Genomic DNA, 16,460 nt, shown 5'->3' on the forward strand with positions numbered 1-16,460 from the left:
GAGGCGGACGGCCCTCAGACGATCAGCTCGGCGCCGCGCAGCGTGCCGTCGTCGTCCAGGCGCGCCGGCGCCGGGCTGATCTGCAGGTACTTGATGCTGTCCCGCGGGATCAGCAGCAGGTCGCCGTCGACCTCGACGCTGAGATAGGGCGTGTCCAGTTGCTGGCGGATGCTGCGGGCGACCTCGGCCGGGTCGTCCTGCTGGCGTGGGAAGCGCAGCGACAGGCGCTGGCCGTCGGTGAAATGCAGGTAGAGGTGCTTGATCGGTTTCATGCGGGCTCCCGGAGGCCATGACGCTCTTGGGGACGGCGCTGGCCGCCGGGAGACCGGGGGCTCAGCTGCGATCGGCGATCATGCCGATCACGAAGAACACTAGCAGGAGCACGGGCGCCAGGGTGTAGTTGTTGAAGTAGCCGAGGCCCTTGGCCAGCCAGGGGGTGACGAAGACCATCGCCAGGCCGTAGCCGACCGCGCAGATCAACACGAACAGCAGGGTGCGGAAGACGAAGTTGAGGCTGCCGATGCGCTGCTGTACCCAGGCGTTGATGGCCGGGCCGAACAGCACCAGCAGGGTGGCCATGATGGCCAGGGAAATGTCCGACAGGTGGCTGCGGCTCCAGCGCGACAGGGTGGCGATCAGGTCCAGCGCGTAATCCATCGAGGGTTCCTTGTAACGAATCGGCGTGTCGGTCGGCGGAGTTTACCTGCCTGCCGGCACGGATGGGCGTGCATCCGTCGTCACGGCAGGAAATGTTGCAGCAGGTCGTTGAGGAACAGCTGGCCGCGCTCGCTGGGACGCAGGCGCTGCGGGTCGTCGGCGAGCAGCCCGGCGTCGCGCGCGGTGGCGCAGGCATCGGCGATCGCCGCCAGTGGCTGGCCGGTGCGCTGCGGGTAGAGCGCGGCGGGGACACCGTCGACCAGGCGCAGCACGTTCATCATGAACTCGAATGGCAGGTCGGCCGCTTCCAGCGGCCGCTCGCCGGCCTGGAAGGCCTTTTGCGGGTTGAGGTAGTCCTTCGGCAGACGGGTCTTCCAGGTCCGCGCGATGCGTCCGTCCGGCGCGCTCAGCTTGGCGTGGGCGCCGGCGCCGATGCCGAGGAAGTCGCCGAAGCTCCAGTAGTTCAGGTTGTGCCGGGCGCGCAGGCCGTCGCGAGCGTAGGCGGAGGTCTCGTACTGGCGGTAGCCGTGCTCGTCGAGCAGGGCCTGGCCGGCTTCCTGGATGTCCCAGAGGATATCGTCCTCGGGCAGCTCCGGCGGCTGGCTCCAGAACACCGTGTTCGGCTCCATGGTCAGTTGGTACCAGGAGAGGTGCGTGGGGGCCAGGGCGAGGGCCTGGCGCAGGTCGGCCAGGGCGTCGTCGAGGCTCTGCCCGGGCAGGCCGTGCATCAGGTCGAGGTTGAAGTTGTCGAAGCCGGCCTGGCGCGCCATGTCGGCGGCGCGCACTGCCTCGGCGCCGTCGTGGATGCGCCCCAGGGCCTGCAGCTTGTCGGCCTGGAAGCTCTGCACGCCGATGGACAGGCGATTGATGCCGAGGCGCCGGTAGTCGGCGAACTTGACCTGTTCGAAGGTGCCGGGATTGGCTTCCAGGGTGATCTCGATACCGTCGGCGAAGCCGACCCTGCGCTCGACGCCTTCCAGTAGCCGGCCCAGCGCCTTGGCCGAGAACAGGCTGGGCGTGCCGCCGCCGAAGAAGATCGAACCCAGGCGCCGGCCGTGGACATGGCGCAGGTCCTGCTCCAGGTCGGCGAGCAGGGCGTCGACATAGGCCTCTTCGGGCAGCTCCGGGCCAGCGGCGTGGGAGTTGAAGTCGCAATACGGGCACTTGCGCACGCACCATGGGATGTGCACGTACAGGGCCAGGGGCGGGAGCTGGAACGGGGCGGCTTGGGTCACGGCGGGGCGGGGTGGGGGCGTTTTCGGGGCGCTATCGTGGCATGAGTTCGGCCAACCTCCAAGACGGCCGGACGAAACGCCGTGCCGACGCCGCCCGGGGGCGGCGCCGACGGCTGCGGCTCAGAGGCCCAGGCGCCGCTTGAGCAGGGCCATGGCGCGGGCCCGGTGGCTGAGGCGGTTCTTCTCCTCGGGCGCCAGCTCGGCGCTGGAGCAGTCGCGTTCCGGCACCCAGAACAGCGGGTCGTAGCCGAAGCCGTGGGCGCCGCGGGCTTCGCGGAGGATGCGGCCTTCCCAGATGCCCTCGCAGAAGATCGGCAGCGGGTCGTCGGCGTGGCGCACCAGCGCCAGCACGCTGACGAACTGCGCGCCACGCTCGGCGTCCGGGACATCCTTCATGGCCTCCAGCAACTTGGCGTTGTTCGCCGCGTCGCCCCGGCCGTCGGCATAGCGCGCCGAGTAGATGCCCGGCGCGCCGCCGAGGAAGTCCACCGCCAGCCCGGAGTCGTCGGCCAGCGCCGGCAGGCCGGAGAGGCGTGCGGCGTTGCGTGCCTTGAGGATGGCGTTCTCGACGAAGGAAAGACCGGTTTCCTCCGGTTCCACCTGGCTGAACTCGCCGATCGAGCGCACCTTCACGCTGGCGCCGAGCATGGCCTGGAGTTCCTTGAGTTTGCCGGCATTGTGGCTGGCCAGCACCAGCTGTTCGAGCTTGATCATTCGTCCGGGAAGATTTCCTTGTTGAAACTGAAGGTTTGCGCAGGTTCGCCCTTGGCCTCGACCTTGATGGTGAAGACCAGGGTCTCGCGCTGGCTGATCGGGAATTGCGCCAGGTTGTAGATGGCGCCTTCCTCGCTGACCCGGCGGAACTCCAGGGGGATGACCTTGCCGGTCAGGTCCTTGGCCGAGCCGGTCACGCTGGCCTCCACCGGCTTGCCTTTCTCCATCGGCACCACGTTGATCACGCCCTGCGCCTTGCTGCGTACCAGGCCGACCGCGCTGGCCACGTTGGGCTGGAGGAAGCTGGAGTTGAACACGTTGTAGTGGACGTCCAGGTCGCCGAAGCGCTGCACCTGCTCGGCGAGGACCGGCAGGCTCAGGCAGAGGCCGAGGACGAAAGCGGTGAAGCGGCGCATGGTGGTTTCTCCTGAAAGGTGGCATGGACGTTGTCCATGGTCTGCTGCCGGCGGCCTTGGCCGGCTTCGGCAGCGCTCTCCCGAGGACGAGCGGAGGGGCGCCCGGCCCTGGCCCGCAGCCCGGCGCGTTCCTAGACGGCGAGGTTGCGGGTCTGCACTCCGGGTCCGGTGACCCGGTAGATTCCAATCTCACCCAATAGATTAGGCCACAGCCGGCTGGCCCAGCCATGCCGGTGGTCACGGTCCACGGCCAGGCGATCGAGCACGCGCATGCGCAACTGGCGGCACAGGCGCTCGAAGTCCTGGAAGGTGCAGAAATGGATGTTCGGCGTGTTGTACCAGGTATACGGCAGGAACTCGGAGACCGGCATCCGGCCGTTGCGCGCCAGGTACCAGCGGCAGCGCCAGTGGCCGAAGTTGGGGAAGGTGATGATGCAGGTCTTGCCGACCCGCAGCATCTCTTCGAGGATCTTGTCGGGATAGTGCACGGCCTGTAGCGCCTGGGTCATCACCACCACGTCGAAGCTGTCGCTGGCGAAGTTGCCCAGGCCCTTGTCGAGGTCCTGCTCGATCACGTTCACCCCGTTTTCGATGCAACGGGCGATGTTGTCGGGGTCGATCTCCAGGCCGTAGCCGCTGACCTGCTTGTGGTCGCGCAGCCAGGCCAGGAGTTCACCGTCGCCGCAGCCGAGGTCGAGGACGCGGCTGCCGGCGGGAATCCATTCCTGGATGATTTCGAGATCGGCGCGCATCGGGTCCTCACACGCTGATGCGGTTCATGTAACCGCTGAAGGCTTGCAGGTACCGGGGGATCGGCATGAGGAAGGCGTCGTGGCCTTGCGGGGCGTCGATCTCCAGGTAGCTGACGTTCTTTTTCGCCGCGATCAGGGCGTCGACGATTTCCCGCGAGCGGGCCGGCGAGAAACGCCAGTCGGTGGTGAAGGACATCAGGCAGAAGTCCGCCTTGACGCCCTCCAGGGTGCGTACCAGGTCGTCGCCGTGGGCGGCGGCGGGGTCGAAGTAGTCCAGCGCCTTGGTCATCAGCAGGTAGGTATTGGCGTCGAAGCGGGTGGAGAACTCCTCGCCCTGGTAGCGCAGGTAGCTCTCGACCTGGAACTCGACGCTGTGCAGGTCGTAGTTGAGCTTCTCGGTCTTCAGTACGCGGCCGAACTTGGCGCCCATGGCGTCGTCGGACAGGTAGGTGATATGGCCGACCATCCGCGCCAGCTTGAGGCCGCGCTTGGGAATCACGCCCTGTTCCTGGAAGTAGCCGCCGAGGAACTCCGGGTCGGAAAGAATCGCCTGCCGGGCGACTTCGTTGAAGGCGATATTCTGCGCCGACAGCTTCGGTGCGCTGGCGATGCACAGGCAATGACGGACGCGCTCGGGATAGCTGATGGTCCATTGCAGCGCCTGCATGCCGCCGAGGCTGCCGCCGACCACCGCGGCCCACTGGCGGATGCCGAGGCGGTCTGCCAGGCGCGCCTGGCTATGCACCCAGTCTTCCACCGTGACCATCGGGAAGTCCGCGCCGTAGACCTTGCCGGTCGCCGGATTGATGCTGGCGGGGCCGCTGGAGCCGTTGCAACCGCCGAGATTGTTGAGGGCAACGACGAAGAACTTGCGGGTGTCGATCGGCTTGCCCGGACCGATGCAACTGTCCCACCAGCCCGGCTTGCGCTCGTCGACGCTGTGGTAGCCGGCGGCATGGTGGTGGCCGGAGAGCGCGTGACAGATCAACACCGCGTTGCTCTGCGTGGCATTCAGCTCGCCGTAGGTTTCGATCACCAGGTCGTACTCGGCCAGGGACTTGCCGCTGGTCAGCTCGAGCGGTTCGTTGAAGTGCAGCGTCTGGGGGGAGACCAGACCGACGGAGTCGTCGGGGAAGACTGTGGGCATCGACCCTGCTCTCGAACAAAGGAGGGCGCCAGTCTAAAGAGCGTCGCCCCCAGCGGCAAGCGCGCTGGCGCGCGCCGTGGGAGCGGGGTTCAGGCGCGCTGCGAGCCGGGCAGGTTGACCACCTTGGCCTGGCGCTGCAGGGGCGAGGGGCGGCGCAACTGGCGGAGGATGTCGCCGGCTTCGCGCAACTGTTCCTGCAATTCCTCGGCGAACCCGGCGAAGGCCTGGCTGCGCTGGCGTACCTGCTGGGTCTCCTGGGCCAGCCCCTTGAGGCGGAGCATATGGCTTTCGAGCAACTGTTTGTTTTCCAGGGTGTGCTGCATCAGCGGCATCAGCGCGTCGTTGCCCCAGCGCTCGGTTTCCTCGCGCAGGCGCTGGTGCAGGCCGACCACTTCCTGCACCAGGGTGGCGAAGAAGCGCCGGGTCAGCAGGCGTTGCTCGGTAAGCACGGTCTTCAGTTGCAGGCGGAACTGGTCGCCCTTCTTCTTCAACTGCAACAGTTCGCGCTGGTAGCGCTGGACCCGCAGCTGCGGTGCGTCGAGGGCGTAGAGCGGGTTCTCCTCGTTGTGCCGGCGGTAGATGGCGGCGACCATGCGGTTGGCCATGCCGGCTTCGTGCTCGAGGTTGTCGAGGTCGTGCTCCACCGCGCGGAAGAACGCCAGGATCGCCTGGTTGATGCCGACCGTGGTCAGGCTGCCGTTGAGGTTGCGCCGCACCTTCTGCAGGTGCTGTTCCATGCGTTCGCTGCGGATCGTCTCGCGCAGCGTCGCGCCCTGGTGCTGCAGCAGGCGCTGGTTGGTCTTCAGGTTGAGCAGGCGGCGGTGGTGGCGGCCGTGGTCGTCCTTGGTCTTCGCGGTCAGTTCGAACAGCAGTTGGCCGCTGTCGCGCTGCTTGTCGTCGAGCAGCGCACGCTGTTCCTCGACCTTTTCCAGGCGCAGGCGCAGCAGATGCTGGCTGTTGTGCAGCAGGCCGAGGACCTGGCCGAGCACGGCGTTCTCCAGCAGCGCTTCCTTCTGCGCGACGATGCGCTCGCAGAGCAGCGCTTCCAGCCGGTCCAGGCGGCTGCGTTCGAGCAGCGCCGGTTCGCCGCGGACCTTGGCCAGCAGCGCCTGCTTCGCCGAAAGCGGCAGCACGTCGCCGCGCTGCAGGCCGAGCTGGCGGGCCGTGCCGTCCTGGATCAGGCGGATGGCGTTCTGTACGAAGCGCTCGCCGGAGAGGTCGTCCCAGAGCACGTCGATCTTGTTCAGCACGGCGAACAGGCTGCTGTGGCCGTCCTCGCGCAGTGGCTGGATGTACTTCTGCCAGATTTCCATGTCCGAGGCGGTGACACCGGCGTCGGCGGACAGCAGGAACAGGATCGCCTGGGCGTTGGGCAGCATCGACAGGGTCAGCTCCGGCTCGCTGCCGAGGGCGTTCAGGCCGGGCGTGTCGAGGATCCGCAGGCCCTGGCGCAGCAGCGGGTGGTCGAAGTTGACCAGGGCGTGGCGCCAGGCCGGGACGCGCACCTGGTCGGGCTCGTCGGCGGTTTCCAGGGCGTCCGGGTGGAAGCCGAGCTGGATCGCCTGTTCCACCGGCAGCGCCTTGGTCTTGGCGACCTGGGCGAAGGCCTGGGCCATGCCCTCCGGGTCGCCGGTGTCCAGTGGAATGTTCACCCAGTGGCGCGGCACGCGCTTGAACTGGGCGACGCTGGCGTCGGCCAGGCGCGTCTCGATCGGCAGCAGGCGGATGTAGCTGTAGCTGCGCTCGGCGCGCGGATCGTGGAACAGCTCTGTCGGGCACATGGTGGTGCGCCCGGCGTGGGACGGCAGCATGCGCTGGCCGTAGCCGGCGAAGAACAGGCTGTTGATCAGCTCGGTCTTGCCACGCGAGAACTCGCCGACGAAGGCCAGGGTGATGTGGTCCGCGCGCAGTTGGCGCAGGGCGCGTTCGAGCTTGGCCTCGACCGCCGGGCTGTTCAGCCGGCTGCGCTCCAGCCAGCCGCGATAGCGGGTGATTTCCCGCATCAGCTCGCGCTTCCAGGCGACGTAGGCGTCGATTTGATGGCTGAGTCTTTCCATGCTCATCCAGGGGCTCCAGGGCGCGGGACCGGCGGGGGAAGGATGGCGTGGATTATGCGGGGGAGCGGGGGGGCGTCAATTGGCCTGCTTCACATTCCTGCACGTAAGGTCGGTCAAGCGGGTCGAGCGGCGATCCCCAGTTCCTCCGGCAGTCGGGTCGGACGGCGGATGCGCACCCGTTTCTGCCGGTTCAGCTCGCCGCTTTCGAGGCTGACCAGGCTCTTGGCCACGCCGAAGGCCTTGCCGAGGAAGGCCAGCAGATGGGCGTTGGCCTTGCCTTCCACCGGCGGTGCGGTGAGGCGGATCTTCAGGCGCTCGCCGTGCAGCCCGGCGAACTCGTCGCGGCTCGCCTTGGGCTGCAGGTGGCAATCGAGGAGCAGATCCTCGCCGTCCCAGCGGTAGAAGCTCAGAGGAAGATGCTCAACTGCTGGGGCATGCCGGTCATGGCCGCCAGGTTGTTGATCACCAGCATGTCGATCAGCTTCAGCGCGAGGAACGCGAAGATCGGCGAGAGATCCAGTCCGCCGAGGTTCGGCAGGAGCTTGCGGAACGGCATCAGCAGCGGTTCGCAGATCTGGTTCACCAGTTGCGCGCCGGGGTTGTAGCTGCCCGGGGCGACCCAGGAAAGGATCACGCTGATGATCAGGGCGAAGAAGAACACCTTCAGGAACAGCGAGGTGACGGCGATGATCGACCAGATCAGCAGTTGCATGATGAAGCCGCCGACGCCGTAGCCCATCAGCATCAGGATCAGGATCATCAGCACCAGCTGGATCAGGATCGCCAGCACCAGCGAGGCCAGGTCGATCCCGCCGAAGCCGGGGATGATCCGCCGCAGCGGATTCAGCAGCGGCTTGGTGGCGCGCACGATGAACTGGCTGAGGGGGTTGTAGAAGTCCGCGCGGACCAGTTGCAGGATGAAGCGCAGCAGCACGATCAGCAGGTAGAGGCTGCCGAGGGTCTGGAGGATATAGATAGCAGCGGTGTTGAGGCCGATCATCGACTACTCCTTATTGGCCAAGCTGTTCGGCCAGCTCGGCGGAGCGCTGGCTGGCGGCGTTCAGGGCCTGCTCCACCAGTGCTTCGAAGCCGTTGGCCTGGAAGGATTTGATCGCCGCCTCGGTGGTGCCGTTGGGCGAAGTCACCCGGCGCCGCAGTTCGGCCGGCTCGACCTCGCTGGACAGCGCCATCTGCGCCGCGCCGAGGGCGGTCTGCAGGGTCAGGCGCGAGGCTGTCTCGCGGGACAGGCCGAGCTTCTCGCCGGCGTCGGTCATGGCCTGCATCAGCAGGAAGAAATACGCCGGGCCGCTGCCCGACACCGCGGTCACCGCGTCGATCTGCGCTTCGTCGTCCAGCCACAGGGCGATGCCCACCGCGGACAGCAACTGCCCGGCCTGCTCGCGTTGCGCGGCGCTGACCTGCGCGTTGGCGTACAGCCCGCTGGCACCCTGGCGCAGCAGCGCCGGGGTGTTGGGCATGCAGCGGACCACCGGGCGCGGCTGGCCGAGCCAGGCTTCGAGGCTGGCGCAGGGGATGCCGGCGGCGATGGAGACGATCAGCTGCTCCGGCTTCAGCGCCGGCGCCAAGGCCTGGCACACGGCTTTCATGGCCTGCGGCTTGACCGACAGGACCACGACGTCGGCGTCGGCCACGGCCTCGGCGTTGGACTCGACCACGTCGATGGCGAACTCGCCGGCGATCTTCGCGCGTTGCTCGGCGCCCGGGTCGCTGGCGCGGATCTGCGCCGCCGGCACGCCTTGGGCGCGCAGGCCGCCGATCAGGCTGGCGGCCATGTTGCCGGCGCCGATGAACGCTATGCGGGGTGTGCTCATAGGGGATTCCTTCAAGAAGCCGGCGCGCCGTAGTCGCGGGCGCCGAACAGGGCGGTACCGATGCGGACCCAGGTTGCACCTTCGCCGATGGCCGCCTCGAGGTCGTCGCTCATGCCCATGGACAGGGTGTCCAGGCCAAGGTTCAGGTCCAGCAGCAGTTCGCGCAGGCGGGCGAACGCGGCGTGTTGCGCGGCGCGTTCGGCGGTGGGTTCGGGGATGGCCATCAGGCCACGCAATCGGAGGTTGGGCAGTTGCTTCACGGCCTCGGCCAGGGCCGGCAGGTCCCCGGGGGCGCAGCCGGACTTGCTGGCTTCGCCGCTGACGTTGACCTGCAGGCAGACATTCAGGGGCGGCAGCCCGGCCGGGCGTTGCTCCGACAGGCGCTGCGCGATCTTCAACCGGTCCACCGAGTGCACCCACTGGAAGTGCTCGGCGATGGGCCGCGTCTTGTTCGACTGGATGGGGCCGATGAAGTGCCAGTTCAAGGGCAGGTCGGCCAGTTCGGCCTGCTTGCCGAGGGCCTCCTGCAGGTAGTTTTCGCCGAAGTCGCGAAGGCCGGCGGCGTGCGCCTCGCGCACCGCGGCGGCGGGCTTGGTCTTGCTCACGGCGAGCAGGCCGACCGTGGCCGGATCGCGCCCCGCAGCTTGCGCTGCCTCACGGATGCGCGCGGCAACCTTTGCAATATTCTCTGCTATCGTGGACATTACCTGCGCCCTATGGAAGTGCGGTCGGCGTCGGCTCGACGCCCTCGAAACCGCCGGCCTCGATGGCCATCTTCCTGTTCCAGTGTCGAGGTTCCGCGTCTGGCGCAGGACACCACGCGTGTCCTGGAAGCACCCTGGCTCATCCGGTGTTTTCCTTGTCCGAGACGGCGGCTTTGGCGGCATTCTACCTGCTTGCTTGTAATTGGGGAGTCCCATGGATATTACCGAGCTGCTCGCCTTCAGTGCCAAACAGGGCGCTTCGGACCTGCACCTCTCCGCCGGCCTGCCGCCCATGATCCGGGTGGATGGCGATGTACGCCGGATCAACCTGCCACCGCTGGAACACAAGCAGGTGCATGCGCTGATCTACGACATCATGAACGACAAGCAGCGCAAGGACTTCGAGGAATTCCTCGAGACCGACTTCTCCTTCGAGGTGCCGGGCGTCGCGCGTTTCCGGGTCAACGCCTTCAACCAGAACCGTGGCGCCGGCGCGGTATTCCGGACCATTCCCTCCAAGGTACTGACCATGGAGGAGCTTGGCATGGGAGAAGTGTTCAAACGTGTTTCAGACGTCCCGCGCGGGCTGGTACTGGTCACCGGGCCGACCGGTTCGGGCAAGTCCACCACCCTGGCGGCGATGCTCGACTACCTGAACAACACCAAGTACCACCACATCCTCACCATCGAGGACCCGATCGAATTCGTCCACGAATCGAAGAAGTGCCTGGTCAACCAGCGCGAGGTGCATCGCGACACCCTCGGCTTCAGCGAAGCGCTGCGCTCGGCGCTGCGGGAGGACCCGGACATCATCCTGGTCGGCGAGATGCGCGACCTGGAGACCATCCGCCTGGCCCTGACCGCGGCGGAGACCGGCCACCTGGTATTCGGCACCCTGCACACCACCTCGGCGGCGAAGACCATCGACCGGGTGGTCGACGTGTTCCCGGCCGAGGAAAAGGCCATGGTCCGCTCGATGCTCTCCGAGTCGCTGCAATCGGTGATCTCGCAGACCCTGATCAAGAAGATCGGCGGCGGCCGGGTGGCGGCCCACGAGATCATGATCGGCACCCCGGCGATCCGCAACCTGATCCGCGAGGACAAGGTCGCGCAGATGTATTCGGCGATCCAGACCGGCGGCTCGCTGGGCATGCAGACCCTCGACATGTGCCTCAAGGGCCTGGTCGCCAAGGGCCTGATCAGCCGCGAGAACGCCCGCGAGAAGGCGAAGATCCCGGAAAACTTCTGATCCTGGCGCCGATCCGCCGCGCTTCGCCCGAATCCCGGAACTGCGTCTAGGATTCAAGAGCGGGAGAGCGGTACCGTAGGCGCATTCCTACCTATCCTTGCCGGCGAGCGCGTCCAGCGCCCGCTCGCCCGCATCCGGCTCGCCGTCGCGGCGCGCCCCTGAGTGAGCGAGAACATCATGGAATTCGAAAAGCTGCTGCGCCTGATGGTGGAAAAGGGCGGCTCCGACCTGTTCATCACCGCCGGCGTACCGCCGTCGATGAAGGTCAACGGCCGGGTGATGCCGGTGACCAAGACGCCGTTGTCGCCGGAACAGACCCGCGAGACCGTGCTAGGCGTGATGAACGAGCAGCAGCGCCGCGACTTCGCCGAGAACCATGAGTGCAACTTCGCCATCAGCGCCCGCGGCATCGGCCGCTTCCGGGTCAGTGCCTTCTACCAGCGCAACCTGGTGGGCATGGTTTTGCGCCGGATCGAGACCAACATCCCGACCCTGGAAGAGCTGAAGCTCCCGGAAATCCTCAAGAAGCTGGCGCTGACCAAGCGCGGCCTGGTGATCTTCGTCGGCGCCACCGGCACCGGCAAGTCCACCTCGCTGGCGGCGATGATCGGCTACCGCAACAAGAACTCCACCGGGCACATCATCTCCATCGAGGACCCGATCGAGTACATCCACCAGCACCAGGGCTGCATCGTCACCCAGCGCGAGGTGGGGCTGGACACCGATTCCTTCGAGGTGGCGCTGAAGAACACCCTGCGCCAGGCGCCGGACGTGATCATGATCGGCGAGGTGCGCTCGCGGGAGACCATGGACCATGCCGTGGCCTTCGCCGAGACCGGCCACCTGTGCCTGGCGACCCTGCACGCGAACAACGCCAACCAGGCGCTGGAGCGGATCATCCACTTCTTCCCGGCCGACCGTCATGGCCAGGTGTGGATGGACCTGTCGCTGAACCTCAAGGCCATCGTCGCCCAGCAACTGGTGCCGACCCCCGACGGCAAGGGGCGGCGGGCGGTGATCGAGGTGCTGCTGAACACCCCGCTGGCCGCCGACCTGATCCGCAAGGGCGAGGTGCACGAGCTGAAGCCGCTGATGAAGCGCTCCACCGAGCAGGGCATGCAGACCTTCGACCAGGCGCTGTACCAGCTCTACATCCAGGGCGAGATCACCTACGAGGACGCCCTGGCCCACGCCGACTCGGCCAACGACCTGCGCCTGATGATCAAGCTCGGTTCGGAAAGCGACGCCGACCACCTGTCGAGCCTGACCCAGGGCCTGAGCCTGGAAATCACCGACGACGACCCCGCCGGCCGGCGCTTCCGCTGAGCCGTCCTCAGTAGGCCAGCGGTTCCTCGGCCTGGGCGCAGGCCGAGGTTTCCAGTTGCAGGGTGCTGTGTTCGATCTCGTAGCGGTCGTGCAGCAGCGCCTTCACCGTGCCCAGCAGCGCCTCGGCGTCGACCAGCGCCGGATCGTAGACCAGATGGCTGGTCAGGCTGACCTTGCCGCTGGTGATCGACCACACATGCAGGTCGTGCAACCCGGTCACGCCGGGAATCCCCAGCAGCGCTTCGCGCAGCTCGGCCAGTTGGATTTCCTTGGGCACCCCTTCGAGCAACACATGCAGGCTCTCGCGCAGCAGGATCCAGGTGCGCGGCAGGACCCAGAAACCAATCAGCACCGCCACCAGCGAGTCGACCCAGGCCCAGCCGGTGAAACGGATCACGATCGCGGCGACGATCACCCCCAGCGAGCCGAGCATGTCGCTCCAGACCTCCAGGTAGGCGCCCTTGACGTTCAGGCTGTTGCCCTGGGCCGGCGCCAGCAGGCGCATGCTGGCCAGGTTCACCAGCAAGCCGAGCACGGCGATCACCAGCATGCCCACGGACTGGATCTCCGCCGGCTGGTTGAGCCGCTCGTAGGCCGCGTAGAGAATATAGAAGGCCACGCCGAACAGCAGGAAGGCGTTGAACGCCGCGGCGAGGATCTCGAAGCGGTGGTAGCCGTAGGTCAGGCGATCGTTGGTCGGGCGCCTGGCGATGTTGATCGCGGCCAGGGCGATGGCCAGGGCCACGGCGTCGGTGAGCATGTGCGCGGCATCGGAGATCAGCGCCAGGCTGCCGGTGAGGATGCCGCCGACGACCTCGGCGACGAGGAAGCTTCCGGTCAGCAGCAACGCCCATTTCAGGCGGGTCGAGTTGGTCTGGGCGAAGCTGTGCTCGTGTCCGGCGCTCATGGCGGCTCCTGTGGGGCGGTGGCGGCAGCACCAGCCTACAGGATAGGCAATTGCAAAACTGTCATGCGCCGGGCCGCTCTGGCGCGGCGTCCGCCGCTCCGCTAACCTGCGGCTCAAGCGCGGCCGCAGCCGCGCACGCAACGAGGGGGACGCATGACTCAACAGCACGACACCCATAGCAAGGCCATCGGCTACCTGCTGTGGATCTTCGGTTTCACCGGTTCGCACCGCTTCTATTACGGCAAGCCGATCACCGGGACTATCTGGTTCTTCACCTTCGGCCTGTTCTTCATCGGCTGGATCATCGACCTGTTCCTCATCCCGTCGATGGACCGCGAGGCCGACCGGCGTTTCCAGGGCGGCAACCTGGACTACAACGTGGCCTGGATCCTGCTGACCTTCCTCGGCGTGCTCGGCGTACACAGGATGTACATGGGCAAGTGGATCACCGGGATCATCTACCTGTTCACCGGCGGCTTGTTCTTCCTCGGCGTGCTCTACGACTTCTGGACCCTCAACGGACAGGTGTCCGAGCGCAACGGGCCGCAGCGCATCTGAGGCCCGTCGCCAGACGCGAGAAGCCCGCCATCCGGCGGGCTTTTTCATGGGTGTCGCCGCGCTCGGCAGGGAATTCCTCCGGCGGGACTTAAGGAACCAAAGGTTCTAACGTTCTACCTGTAGGTTATTGGCGCCCGCGCGCGCCAGCCCCTATGGTCTGCAAGCCCCAGAACGGATAGGTGCAATGGCTCACGAGGCCGCGCACCGTATCGCTCCGTGCGGAAACACCGAAAGGAGAAAAGATGACTTCCGACTCACGTCCCGCCGTGCTCGACCTGATCGGCAACACCCCGCTGGTTCGCGTGACGCGCTTCGATACCGGCCCCTGCACCCTGTTCCTCAAGCTCGAATCGCAGAACCCCGGCGGCTCCATCAAGGATCGCATCGGTGTCGCCATGATCGAGGCCGCCGAGCGTGACGGCCGCCTGCGGCCCGGTGGCACCATCGTCGAGGCCACCGCCGGCAACACCGGTCTCGGCCTGGCCCTGGTCGGCCGCGCCAAGGGCTACCGGGTGGTGCTGGTGGTGCCGGACAAGATGTCCACCGAGAAGGTCCTGCACCTGCGCGCCATGGGCGCCGAGGTGCACATCACCCGCTCGGACGTCGGCAAGGGCCATCCGGAGTACTACCAGGACGTTGCCGCGCGCCTGGCGCAGGACATTCCCGGCGCCTTCTTCGCCGACCAGTTCAACAACCCGGCCAACCCGCTGGCCCACGAGTGCGGCACCGGCCCGGAGCTCTGGGCGCAGACCGGCCACGATCTCGACGCCATCGTCGTCGGCGTCGGCTCCTCCGGTACCCTGACCGGCCTTACCCGGTTCTTCCAGAAGGTCCAGCCGGAGCTGGAGATGGTTCTTGCCGACCCCGAGGGCTCGATCATGGCCGAGTATTCCCGCTCCGGCACCCTGGGTACGCCGGGTTCCTGGGCGGTGGAGGGCATCGGCGAGGACTTCGTGCCGGCCATCGCCGACCTCTCCAGCGTGCGCCATGCCTACTCCATCAGCGACGAGGAAAGCTTCGCCATGGCCCGCGAGCTGTTGCGCGTCGAGGGCATTCCCGGCGGCTCCTCCACCGGTACCCTGCTGGCCGCGGCGCTGCGTTTCTGCCGCGAGCAGAAGGAGCCGAAGCGGGTGGTCAGCTTCGTCTGCGATACCGGCACCCGCTACCTGTCGAAGATCTACAACGACCAGTGGATGACCGACCAGGGCCTGCTGCAACGCAAGCACTACGGCGACCTGCGCGACATCATCGCGCGGCGCTTCGAGGAGGGCCGGGTGATCAGCGTCGGTCCGGACGACACCCTGCTCACCGCCTTCCAGCGCATGCGCCTGGCCGACGTTTCGCAATTGCCGGTGCTCGACGATGGAAAACTGGTCGGCGTGATCGACGAGTCGGATATCCTGCTCGGCGTCCACGCCGACGCGCCACGCTTCCGCGATGCGGTAAGCAGCGCGATGAACGCCGCGCCGGAGACCCTCGCGCCCGGCGCCAGCCTGGCCCAGTTGCAGGCGGTCCTGGACCGTGGCCTGGTGGCGATCGTTGCCGATGCCAGCGGCTTCCACGGCCTGATCACCCGTTTCGACCTGTTGAACCATTTGCGGAGAAAGCTCACATGAGCCAGCACGACCAGCATCCCGACGCCCCGGCCCAGGCCTTCGCGACCCGGGTCATCCACGCCGGGCAGGCCCCCGATCCCTCGACCGGCGCGATCATGCCGCCGATCTATGCCAACTCCACCTACATCCAGGAAAGCCCCGGGGTACACAAGGGGCTCGACTACGGCCGCTCGCACAACCCGACCCGCTGGGCCCTGGAGCGCTGCGTGGCCGACCTCGAGGGCGGTGCCCAGGCGTTCGCCTTCGCCTCCGGCCTGGCGGCGATCTCTTCGGTGCTGGAATTGCTCGACGCAGGTTCCCACATCGTTTCCGGCAATGACCTCTACGGCGGTACCTTCCGCCTGTTCGAGCGGGTCCGCCGGCGCAGCGCCGGGCATCGCTTCAGCTTCGTCGACCCGACCGACCTGCAGGCCTTCGAGGCCGCGCTGACCCCGGAAACCCGCATGGTCTGGGTGGAAACCCCGAGCAACCCGCTGCTGCGCCTCACCGACCTGCGCGCCATCGCCCAGCTCTGCCGCGCCCGCGGCATCATCAGCGTGGCCGACAACACCTTCGCCAGTCCCTACATCCAGCGCCCTCTGGAACTCGGCTTCGACGTGGTGGTGCACTCCACCACCAAGTACCTGAACGGCCATTCCGACGTGATCGGCGGTATCGCCATCGTCGGCGACAACCCGGACCTACGGGAGCGCCTGGGCTTCCTGCAGAACTCGGTGGGCGCCATCTCCGGGCCGTTCGACGCCTTCCTCACACTGCGCGGGGTGAAGACCCTGGCCCTGCGCATGGAGCGCCATTGCAGCAACGCCCTGGCCCTGGCCCAGTGGCTGGAGCGCCAGCCGCAGGTGGCGCGGGTCTACTACCCCGGCCTGGCTTCGCACCCGCAGCATGAGCTGGCGAAACGGCAGATGCGTGGCTTCGGCGGGATGATCTCCCTCGACCTGCGCTGCGACCTGGCCGGTGCCCGGCGCTTCCTGGAGAACGTGCGGATCTTCTCCCTGGCGGAGAGCCTGGGCGGGGTGGAAAGCCTGATCGAGCATCCGGCGATCATGACCCACGCCAGCATCCCGGCGGAAACCCGCGGCGAACTGGGCATCGGTGACTCGCTGATCCGCCTGTCGGTGGGCGTCGAGGCGCTGGAGGACCTGCAGGCCGACCTGGCGCAGGCGCTGGCGAAGATCTGAGGCTCCGCAGGGCGCGGCGCCGACCGGCGCGGCTGCCGGCCATCGGGTGTTCCCGGCGAGCATGCCTCGGCGGATAACGCTCCGCGTTATTCGCCCTGCCGTTGAGGCG

At 67.1% G+C, this 16,460-nt stretch carries 18 protein-coding genes; 5 read left to right on the plus strand and 13 right to left on the minus strand.

What is annotated here, in order from left to right:
- Window positions 1–14 precede the first annotated feature (14 nt).
- From HMPREF2886_RS27805 to HMPREF2886_RS27860, 12 genes are all read right to left on the minus strand, one after another.
- The gene (locus HMPREF2886_RS27805; RefSeq protein WP_003084524.1) at window positions 15–272 is read right to left on the minus strand and encodes a hypothetical protein; all 258 of its coding nucleotides are present in this window, start codon (window positions 270–272) and stop codon (window positions 15–17) included.
- 61 nt (window positions 273–333) lie between these two features.
- Window positions 334–657, minus strand: coding sequence for a DUF3392 domain-containing protein (locus HMPREF2886_RS27810; protein ID WP_003084525.1), 324 nt, complete (start codon window positions 655–657; stop codon window positions 334–336).
- An 80-nt stretch (window positions 658–737) separates the two neighbouring features.
- Entirely contained in the window at window positions 738–1,892 is a 1,155-nt protein-coding gene (hemW, locus tag HMPREF2886_RS27815; protein ID WP_033978584.1) for a radical SAM family heme chaperone HemW, read from the minus strand.
- A gap of 120 nt (window positions 1,893–2,012) precedes the next feature.
- Window positions 2,013–2,606 carry an RdgB/HAM1 family non-canonical purine NTP pyrophosphatase gene (rdgB, locus tag HMPREF2886_RS27820; RefSeq protein ID WP_070748776.1) on the minus strand — a complete coding sequence of 198 codons (594 nt, stop codon included), beginning with the start codon at window positions 2,604–2,606 and terminating at the stop codon, window positions 2,013–2,015.
- Complete coding sequence (locus tag HMPREF2886_RS27825; protein WP_003084528.1) at window positions 2,603–3,022, minus strand: DUF4426 domain-containing protein; 420 nt, start codon at window positions 3,020–3,022, stop codon at window positions 2,603–2,605. The genes rdgB and HMPREF2886_RS27825 overlap by 4 nt, the downstream gene beginning before the upstream one ends.
- A 131-nt stretch (window positions 3,023–3,153) precedes the next feature.
- A complete protein-coding gene (gene metW, locus HMPREF2886_RS27830) occupies window positions 3,154–3,774 on the minus strand; it encodes a methionine biosynthesis protein MetW (protein WP_003084530.1) in 621 nt (206 codons plus the stop codon).
- Between the two features lie 7 nt (window positions 3,775–3,781).
- Window positions 3,782–4,921, minus strand: coding sequence for a homoserine O-succinyltransferase MetX (locus tag HMPREF2886_RS27835; RefSeq protein ID WP_033977341.1), 1,140 nt, complete (start codon window positions 4,919–4,921; stop codon window positions 3,782–3,784).
- A gap of 89 nt (window positions 4,922–5,010) precedes the next feature.
- Window positions 5,011–6,984, minus strand: a complete 1,974-nt coding sequence (locus HMPREF2886_RS27840; RefSeq protein WP_070748778.1) for a dynamin-like GTPase family protein — start codon at window positions 6,982–6,984, stop codon at window positions 5,011–5,013.
- Window positions 6,985–7,091: 107 nt separating this feature from the next.
- Entirely contained in the window at window positions 7,092–7,388 is a 297-nt protein-coding gene (locus HMPREF2886_RS27845; RefSeq protein WP_031628111.1) for a DUF167 domain-containing protein, read from the minus strand.
- Complete coding sequence (locus HMPREF2886_RS27850; RefSeq protein WP_003084544.1) at window positions 7,385–7,978, minus strand: YggT family protein; 594 nt, start codon at window positions 7,976–7,978, stop codon at window positions 7,385–7,387. Before HMPREF2886_RS27850 ends, HMPREF2886_RS27845 begins: the two co-directional genes overlap by 4 nt.
- Before the next feature lie 10 nt (window positions 7,979–7,988).
- Window positions 7,989–8,810, minus strand: a complete 822-nt coding sequence (gene proC, locus HMPREF2886_RS27855) for a pyrroline-5-carboxylate reductase (RefSeq protein ID WP_003084546.1) — start codon at window positions 8,808–8,810, stop codon at window positions 7,989–7,991.
- An 11-nt stretch (window positions 8,811–8,821) separates the two neighbouring features.
- Entirely contained in the window at window positions 8,822–9,514 is a 693-nt protein-coding gene (locus HMPREF2886_RS27860; RefSeq protein WP_033972290.1) for a YggS family pyridoxal phosphate-dependent enzyme, read from the minus strand.
- Between the two features lie 214 nt (window positions 9,515–9,728).
- Between HMPREF2886_RS27860 and pilT the strand changes: the two genes are divergently transcribed.
- Both pilT and pilU read left to right on the plus strand, forming a co-directional pair.
- The gene (pilT, locus tag HMPREF2886_RS27865; RefSeq protein WP_003084552.1) at window positions 9,729–10,763 is read left to right on the plus strand and encodes a type IV pilus twitching motility protein PilT; all 1,035 of its coding nucleotides are present in this window, start codon (window positions 9,729–9,731) and stop codon (window positions 10,761–10,763) included.
- Window positions 10,764–10,940: 177 nt separating this feature from the next.
- A complete protein-coding gene (gene pilU / locus HMPREF2886_RS27870; RefSeq protein WP_058018263.1) occupies window positions 10,941–12,089 on the plus strand; it encodes a type IV pilus ATPase PilU in 1,149 nt (382 codons plus the stop codon).
- Between the two features lie 7 nt (window positions 12,090–12,096).
- Here pilU and czcD read toward each other — a convergent pair whose 3' ends face one another.
- Complete coding sequence (gene czcD, locus HMPREF2886_RS27875) at window positions 12,097–12,996, minus strand: CDF family zinc transporter CzcD (RefSeq protein ID WP_024918014.1); 900 nt, start codon at window positions 12,994–12,996, stop codon at window positions 12,097–12,099.
- A 153-nt stretch (window positions 12,997–13,149) separates the two neighbouring features.
- On the opposite strand from czcD, the gene HMPREF2886_RS27880 reads away from it, so the two are divergent.
- The 3 genes from HMPREF2886_RS27880 (at window position 13,150) to HMPREF2886_RS27890 (ending at window position 16,351) form a co-directional block, all read left to right on the plus strand.
- Window positions 13,150–13,554: an NINE protein gene (locus HMPREF2886_RS27880; protein ID WP_003084560.1), complete on the plus strand. Its 405-nt coding sequence runs from the start codon at window positions 13,150–13,152 to the stop codon at window positions 13,552–13,554.
- Between the two features lie 242 nt (window positions 13,555–13,796).
- Window positions 13,797–15,170, plus strand: coding sequence for a pyridoxal-phosphate dependent enzyme (locus HMPREF2886_RS27885; protein WP_004365040.1), 1,374 nt, complete (start codon window positions 13,797–13,799; stop codon window positions 15,168–15,170).
- Complete coding sequence (locus HMPREF2886_RS27890) at window positions 15,167–16,351, plus strand: cystathionine gamma-synthase (protein WP_033972291.1); 1,185 nt, start codon at window positions 15,167–15,169, stop codon at window positions 16,349–16,351. The genes HMPREF2886_RS27885 and HMPREF2886_RS27890 overlap by 4 nt, the downstream gene beginning before the upstream one ends.
- The last annotated feature ends 109 nt before the right edge of the window (window positions 16,352–16,460 follow it).

It is taken from the genome of Pseudomonas sp. HMSC066A08, assembly GCF_001813025.1.
Classification (GTDB): domain Bacteria; phylum Pseudomonadota; class Gammaproteobacteria; order Pseudomonadales; family Pseudomonadaceae; genus Pseudomonas; species Pseudomonas aeruginosa.